This window comes from Capnocytophaga sp. oral taxon 329 str. F0087, from assembly GCF_000213295.2.
Taxonomy (GTDB): domain Bacteria; phylum Bacteroidota; class Bacteroidia; order Flavobacteriales; family Flavobacteriaceae; genus Capnocytophaga; species Capnocytophaga leadbetteri_A.
In genome coordinates, this window is sequence record NZ_KN390061.1 from 1 (window position 1) to 7,108 (window position 7,108).

Consider the following 7,108-nt stretch of genomic DNA (forward strand, 5'->3'; position numbering starts at 1 on the left):
AAAATCAATGTATAGTGCAGATGTGTTAAGAAGTATTATCTTAGTACTGCTTACTGCATTGGCTTTAGTGCTATATCAATACAAAAAAATACCTCAATGGGGTATGCAGGTAGCTATATTAGTTCTTATTTTCTTCGATTTAGGAGGTATAGCACGCCGCTATGTGAACAAAGATAGCTTTGCTGACCGCTATATGGTTAATAATCCTTTTGATATTACTCCTGCTGACCAGCAAATACTAAAAGATAATAGTTATTATAGGGTATATGAACCTGAAGTAGGTATCAATGGAGCACGAACCTCTTATTTCCATCATTCAATAGGAGGATATCACGCAGCTAAGCCTAGGCGTATGCAAGAGCTTTTTGACTACCAAATAGCTAAAGGAAATATGAATGTGCTGAATATGCTAAACGTAAAATATCTTATCCTAAGAAATCAGCAGGGAGGACAACAACCTATGCATAATGATAAGGCATTAGGCAATGCATGGTTCGTAAGTAAACTTAGCATTGAAAATAGCGACAATGAAGTGATGCAGCGCTTAGAAGACTTTAATCCGCAACAAGAAGCATTGGCTACCCTTAAAGACCTTAAAACTCCCCTTCCACAGCAATATACAGTAGATAGTACCGCTACTATAAGTCTTAAGAGTTATAAGCCTGATGTTTTGGAGTACGAAAGCAAAAACTCTAATGCAGGATTGGCTGTTTTCTCAGAAATGTACTACCCACACGGTTGGAAAGCTACTATTGATGGCAAGGAAGTACCTATCTATCAGGTAGATTATGCGCTACGAGCCTTATCAGTACCTGCTGGTAACCACCAGATACGTTTTGCTTTTAAGCCTGAAGTAGTAAGTATAGGCAGTAAAATAGCTCTTGTAGGATATGTGCTATTAGCTATTTGGGGTGCAGTGATTGTAGGAGGAGCTATAATGATTGCAAGAGGATTGAGAAAACAAAAAAGTTAATCAGTAGTTAGAAATTTTCATCTATTCCTTTTATTTCGACAGTACGCTTGGTTTGTATAGCTACATTATGCTTAATAGCAAGGTGCATTAGGCGGTCGTAATCAACGAGGACAATTTTATGAGAGGGGTTTTGTACCGCTTCTGCTTTGGCTTCAGGAGAAAAAGTAGAAGTGGTAATAAAGACCCCTTTATTTGTGCCTTTTAGGCTCAACGCCCCTATAAAATTGCGTATGTCTTTAGAAGTAACTTGCATTTCCCACTTCTTGGCTTGCATATATATCTTCTCAATCCCTAATTCATCTTGATACATCACCCCTTCTATTCCTTCTTTTTCTTGCTTCCCTATAACTTCAAAATTAGAAGAATCTACTCCTTTATACCCTATTTTCTTGAGCAACTCTACTATAAAATACTCGAAAAAAGAAATAGGACGACTCTTTATAACACTTAACAATTCGAACTTCAAGGATTGATAAAGCATCAGAGAGGCTTTGCCTATAATAATTTCGGGAGTCTCATTTTGCATTTCAACCTCTACCGTACGAGTATTTTCGGGTAATGCCTTACTCTCATCAAACATAGTTTCCCACGCTTGAAACTGGTCGAATTTGCGGAGATAGGCGGTATCCATCGTTTTGGCACGCTCTTGGGTAAGCGCTTGTTCGCCTGCTTCGGTGATTTGGTAGTAGCCTTTGAGAAAACTGGCTACCAAACCCGCCTGATGTAGGTGGTTAGAAGCCCAATCGATGCGGTTGCGAAAAAGAGATTGATTGCCATTAGGTACCTTCACCTTCATATCATCCATAGTAAGACTAAAATGCACACGAAGCATCTCCACGATTTGCTCGGTGGAATAGACGCGCCCGTCCTTAATTGCTTCGAGAAAGGGATGCATTAGTTTTTGAAAATCAGGGATATTCATAACCTATGGATATTATACAAAGGCAAAGATACAAATAATTTGCTAATTAGCAAATTAGGTGGAGCCGCTGGGCAATAAAATGGGAGGGCTGAGAAGATTGGGAAAGCTGGGAGGGCTGTGAAGGCTGAGAAGGCTGTGAAGGCTGTGAAGGCTGAGAAGGCTGTGAGGGCTGGAAGGACTGGGAAGGCTGCGAGGGCTGGGAGAGTTGGGAAGGAATGAGAGGGCTGAGAAGGCTGTGAGGGCTGGGAGAGCTGGGAAGGAATGAGAGGGCTGGAAGGACTGGGAGAGCTATGAGGGACTGGGAAGGCTGTGAAGATTGGGAAGGCTGCGAGGGCTGGGAGGGCTGGGAAGAAATGAGAAGATTAGGAAGGCTATGAGGGGTTGGGAGGGATAGGCTGCGGGTAGAATATTTTTCTGAATTTGGGAGGGTAATTAGATGTTTATACTTCGGTGATTGTTCGGTCATTCTTCGCTCTTCCTAAAGGGTGTGTATATCGTTTGTAAAGGGAAGGTATAAAAGAATTTTTTTCTGATTTACTGATTTACTAATTTTGCTAATTGGTAAATTATTCGTATCTTTGCGACTTCAAAGTTAGAATGGGTTCTTACTAAATTTAGTATCACCTTAAAACAAAAAAGTAATGAAAATAGATAACTCATTAGGGGTGTATGACAGTTTGCTCGATTTGATTGGAAACACTCCGCTACTGGAACTAAAAGAGATAACTAAAGGACTGAAAGGGCGTTTCTTCGGGAAGTTGGAAGCCTTTAATGCAGGTCACTCGGCTAAAGATAGAGTAGCTAAATATGTAATAGAAGACGCTGAACGCAAAGGTTTGCTGAAACCAGGTAGCACTATAGTAGAAACCAGCTCAGGCAATACAGGCTATAGCCTTGCGATGATTAGTGCCCTACGCGGCTATAAGTGCATTATAGCGATTAGTGATAAATCATCGCACGATAAGGTGGAAATGCTGCAAGCCTTAGGTGCTGAAGTACATCTATGTCCGGCAAATGTAGCCCCTGATGACCCTCGTTCTTACTACGAAGTGGCTAAGCGCATACACCAAGAGACTCCTAATTCGATTTATATCAATCAGTATTTTAATCCGTTGAACCCTGAAGCGCACTACCAATCTACTGGACGTGAGATATGGGAGCAAACACAAGGCGAGATTACCCACGTGGTGGTATGTAGCGGTACAGGGGGTACTATTTCGGGTATTGCTCGTTATCTGAAAGAACAAAACCCTAAAGTACAAGTACTGGGGGTTGATGCCTACGGGTCGGCTATTAAAAAATATCACGACACTCGCGAGTTTGACCCTGCTGAGATTTATCCGTACAAAATAGAGGGTATGGGCAAAAATCTTATCCCTACGGCTACTAACTTTGATGTAATAGACGAGTTTATAAAAGTAACCGACAAAGATGCTGCTCTGACTGCCAGAGAATTAGCACGCACTGAAGGACTATTTATGGGATACACCAGTGGGGCTGCGATGCAAGCTGTAAGGCAATATGCCGAAATGGGACGATTCGACGAAAACAGTATAGTAGTAGTGCTTTTTGCCGACCACGGTTCGCGCTATATGAACAAGATATACAGCGATGAGTGGATGAAGAAAACGTTTAATATTTAACATATAAATAAAGAAGAATGAAAGACTTATTTGAGCATATTTATGCAAATAAAGGTAGTATAGGACGCTGGTCAGAGCACGCAGAAGGGTATTACGTATTTCCTAAATTGGAAGGAGAATTAGGCCCTCATATGAAATTTCAAGGAAAGGAGATACTCAACTGGAGTATCAACGATTATTTAGGGCTTGCTAATCACCCTGAAGTGCGCAAAGTAGATGCCGAAGCGGCTGCTGAATACGGAGCTGCTTACCCTATGGGGGCACGTATGATGAGCGGACATACGACTATGCACGAAGAACTTGAAAAACGCTTGGCTAAGTTCGTACACAAAGAAGCTGCTTATTTGCTAAACTTCGGTTACCAAGGAATGGTGTCTATCATCGATGCTTTAGTGACTAAAAACGATGTGATAGTGTATGACGTAGATGCACACGCTTGTATTATTGACGGGGTACGCCTACACTTCGGCAAGCGCTACACCTATCAGCACAACGATATGGAGAGCTTTGAGAAGAACCTTGAGCGCGCGGCTAAATTGGCAGAGACTACTGGCGGCGGTATCTTGGTTATTTCAGAAGGTGTTTTCGGTATGCGAGGCGAGCAAGGCAAGCTAAAAGAAATAGTAGCCCTTAAGAAGAAATATCCGTTCCGCTTATTGGTAGATGACGCTCACGGTTTTGGTACTTTAGGTCCTAGAGGTGAAGGTACAGGTGTACACCAAGGCATACAAGACGAAATAGATGTTTATTTCTCTACTTTTGCTAAATCGATGGCTGGAATAGGTGCTTTCGTAGCAGGAAATGCTAAAGTGGTAGATTATCTAAAATACAACCTACGTTCGCAAATGTTTGCTAAGTCGCTACCGATGATTTACGTAAAAGGTGCCCTAAAACGCTTGGAGATGATGGAAACTATGCCTGAACTACAGCAAAAACTATGGGACAACGTGAATATGCTACAAAACGGACTAAAAGAACGCGGCTTCAACATCGGTAATACTAACACTTGTGTAACGCCTGTATTCTTACACGGTAGCATACCAGAAGCGATGGCTATGGTAAATGACCTACGCGAGCACTATGGTATTTTCTTATCGATAGTAGTGTACCCAGTGATACCAAAAGGAATGATACTGCTTCGCATTATCCCTACGGCTTCGCACAGCAAAGAAGATATATTGCGCACTTTAGATGCTTTCTCGGCTATACGTGAGAAACTTGAAACGGGTGTATATCGCGCTATGAATGCTGAGCTAAGCAAAGAAATGGGTGATATGTAATTAAGAATTTTGAATGATGAATTATGAATTCTGAAAACTTTGCCAAAGGTCGTAGCACAATAACGCTATTTAAACTTTTGGCAAAGTTTTTGTATGTGCGGAGTGGTAAAAACTTTAAATTGAATTTTGTTAATAATAATTCCTACATATAATGAAATAGAGAATATAGAAACCATCATTAGAGCGGTGTTTAGTCGCGATGAGAGGTTTCATATCCTCATTGTAGATGACAACTCGCCTGACGGGACGGCAGCTAAGGTGAAAGCCCTACAAACGGAGTTTCCTACACGACTGTTTTTGGAGGTTCGCACCGAGAAAAAAGGCTTAGGAACGGCTTATATACACGGCTTTGAATGGGCATTGGCACACGGCTATGACTATATTTTTGAAATGGATGCTGACTTCTCGCACAATCCTGATGACCTACTGCGCCTATACGAGGCTTGCTGCAACGGCAGTGATGTAGCTATCGGGTCGCGGTATGTGAAAGGCGTAAATGTAGTGAATTGGCCTCTGCCACGCATACTGCTCTCTTACGGTGCCTCTATCTATGTACGAATTATTACTGGAATGAAGATAAAAGACCCTACTGCGGGTTTCGTATGCTATAAACGGCAAGTACTAGAGGCCATTAACCTTAGCAGCGTACGATTTGTAGGGTATGCGTTTCAGATAGAGATGAAATACCGTGCCTATCTGAAGAAATTTAAGATAACTGAAGTACCTATTATATTCACAGACCGAATTAGAGGAAAATCTAAAATGAATAAAAGCATTATCCGTGAGGCTATATTTGGCGTTATTGGAATGCGACTAAAGCAATAAAAAGATGGAATTTATAAAAAACCGACTCAAAAGCCTACAATATGTATTTCAAGGCGTATACTACTTAGTGAAAAACGAACCTCCTGTAATAGTACACATACTAACCTCTTTGGCTTGGGTGATTTTAGGGTTTTATTTTCAAATCACTACTAATGAATGGATTATTCAGCTATTATGCATAGGAATAGTGCTCTCGGTAGAGGGTTTGAACACTGCAATAGAGAAAATATGCGACTTTGTACACCCTGAACACCATAAAACCATAGGAATTATCAAAGATATAGCGGCAGGAAGCGTGGCTTTTGCCGTAATACCTGCTACCATAGTACTCTGCATCATCTACTACCCCTACGTGCTAACTCTTTTCTTTTAAAAATATGAGAGATACAGTAAAAGGTTATTTGGCAGCGCTTATATCGGCTGTGACCTACGGAATGATTCCGCTCTTTATGATACCTATCAAGCAGGAGGGATTTTCAGTAGATGCCGCTCTCTTTTACCGGTTTATCATCACGGCTGTTTTTATAGTGGGCTATCTGTTTTATAAACGAGAGCCTTTGCGCATTGCGCCGCGGGAAATAGCTATCTTTGCTGTATTAGGACTGTTGTACGCACTCTCAGCTGAGTTTCTTTTCTTAGCCTACGATCTTCTTTCGCCTGCGATTGCTTCGACCATCTTTTTTATGTATCCGCTTATCGTAGCTCTGGCATTGGCTTTCTTCTATAAAGAAAAGCTAACTCTGCCTACTATTATAGCGCTTCTGATAGTGTTAGTAGGTATTTTCTTGCTAAGCGTTAAAGATATTAATAACCTTACTATCAACTATATGGGTGCGTTTATTTCGCTTTTAGGAGCCCTATCGTACGCCCTGTATATGATTATTGTAAACAAATCGAAAATATCGGCTTCGGGGATAAAAGTATCGCTCTACTCTACCCTATTTTCGGCTCTTTACTTCTTGATAAAAATACCAATTACTGGCAATACCCTGCCCATACCCGAAATAAAAATGGGAGCCTTATTGGTAGGTTTTGGGATAGTAACGACGCTACTATCGCTCATCACGCTCATCTACGCTATACAGATGATTGGTTCGACCCCTACTGCCATAGTAGGAGTGGTAGAGCCCATAGTGGCAGTGGCTATCAGCATTTGGGTATTTAGGCAGGAAGAGCTAACGGTAAATCTATTGGTAGGAGTGGTGCTCATCATTATAGCGGTGCTAATAGAAGTGCTGAAGAAACGATAATTGTTATTTTTTTGGTTGTTTAAAAAAATATTTATATTTTTGCGACTCTTTAAAAATATAAAAGGCAGTGCCCGAAAAGCCTGTAATAGAGTAGGGAGTAATTAATATTTATTTAGTTTTTATGGAAAATACAGAAAACGTACAAGAACCTGTACAGCAACCTGCACAAAAAGAAGTACAACCTACCTTTGTTATTCAGCAAGCTCCTGCTGCTT

Annotated in this window: 7 protein-coding genes; 6 read left to right on the forward strand and 1 reads right to left on the reverse strand. The window is 41.0% G+C overall.

All coding sequences use genetic code 11. The features are described from left to right. Positions 1–973 (forward strand): YfhO family protein (locus tag HMPREF9074_RS10870; RefSeq protein WP_034540785.1); only part of this gene is annotated, 973 nt, incomplete at its 5' end. Between the two features lie 7 nt (positions 974–980). On the opposite strand, the gene HMPREF9074_RS10875 is transcribed toward HMPREF9074_RS10870, so the two are convergent. Further along, positions 981–1,868: a restriction endonuclease gene (locus HMPREF9074_RS10875; protein ID WP_231121894.1), complete on the reverse strand. Its 888-nt coding sequence runs from the start codon at positions 1,866–1,868 to the stop codon at positions 981–983. Between the two features lie 668 nt (positions 1,869–2,536). Here HMPREF9074_RS10875 and HMPREF9074_RS10880 point away from each other — a divergent pair. From HMPREF9074_RS10880 to HMPREF9074_RS10900, 5 genes are all read left to right on the forward strand, one after another. Next, on the forward strand, positions 2,537–3,538 hold the full coding sequence (locus HMPREF9074_RS10880) for a PLP-dependent cysteine synthase family protein (protein WP_009392665.1): 1,002 nt from the start codon (positions 2,537–2,539) through the stop codon (positions 3,536–3,538). Positions 3,539–3,555: 17 nt separating this feature from the next. Further along, positions 3,556–4,818, forward strand: coding sequence for an aminotransferase class I/II-fold pyridoxal phosphate-dependent enzyme (locus HMPREF9074_RS10885; RefSeq protein ID WP_009392668.1), 1,263 nt, complete (start codon positions 3,556–3,558; stop codon positions 4,816–4,818). Between the two features lie 126 nt (positions 4,819–4,944). After that, complete coding sequence (locus HMPREF9074_RS10890) at positions 4,945–5,643, forward strand: polyprenol monophosphomannose synthase (protein WP_009392670.1); 699 nt, start codon at positions 4,945–4,947, stop codon at positions 5,641–5,643. A gap of 4 nt (positions 5,644–5,647) precedes the next feature. After that, complete coding sequence (locus HMPREF9074_RS10895) at positions 5,648–6,016, forward strand: diacylglycerol kinase family protein (RefSeq protein WP_009392675.1); 369 nt, start codon at positions 5,648–5,650, stop codon at positions 6,014–6,016. A gap of 4 nt (positions 6,017–6,020) precedes the next feature. Then, positions 6,021–6,893, forward strand: a complete 873-nt coding sequence (locus HMPREF9074_RS10900; protein WP_009392676.1) for a DMT family transporter — start codon at positions 6,021–6,023, stop codon at positions 6,891–6,893. Positions 6,894–7,108: the final 215 nt, after the last annotated feature.